At 72.3% G+C, this 517-nt stretch carries 1 protein-coding gene; it reads right to left on the reverse strand.

Translation table 11 applies throughout. From position 1 onward, the window contains the following. Nucleotides 1–143 precede the first annotated feature (143 nt). On the reverse strand, nt 144–517 hold a 374-nt coding region (locus ACT6UX_RS30455), incomplete at its 5' end, for a TonB family protein (protein WP_444778868.1).

Raw genomic sequence — 517 nt, forward strand, 5'->3', positions numbered from 1 at the left:
GCCGATCCCCTTGTAGATGATCAGGTACCAGGAGATCGCCGACATCACCGCCAGCACGCCCAGCAGGATCTTGGCGACGATGTCCGCCTGCGCGATGAAATGGCCGAAGCCCAGGGCCGATGCGTCGCCCATGCGATACTCTCCTACTGCAACACGAATTTGATCGGGACGTGGACCCAGACCGCCTGCGCCAGGCCGCCTTCCACATAGGGTCGGAACTGCGCTGCGCGCACCGCGCTCAGCGCCGCCTGGTCGAGATCGGCATGCCCCGACGAGGCCGCCAGCGAGACCTGGGCCGGCCGGCCGGTCACGTCGACCAGCACGCGGATCGTCGCCGTGCCCTGCTCGCCCGCCCGCCGCGCGCGCGCCGGATAGGCCGGATTGGGCTGAACCCGCCAGCCCAGCTGCGAGGCCTGCACCGTGCGCGGGCCCGCCGGCGCCGCCGGCGCAGTCTGTTGCGGGCCCGCCTCGACCGGCGCGGCCGGCCGTGCCGGCTGCGGCTTGCGCTGCACCTGTC

Origin of the sequence: Reyranella sp., from assembly GCF_052439685.1 — a bacterium.
Lineage (GTDB): Bacteria > Pseudomonadota > Alphaproteobacteria > Reyranellales > Reyranellaceae > Reyranella.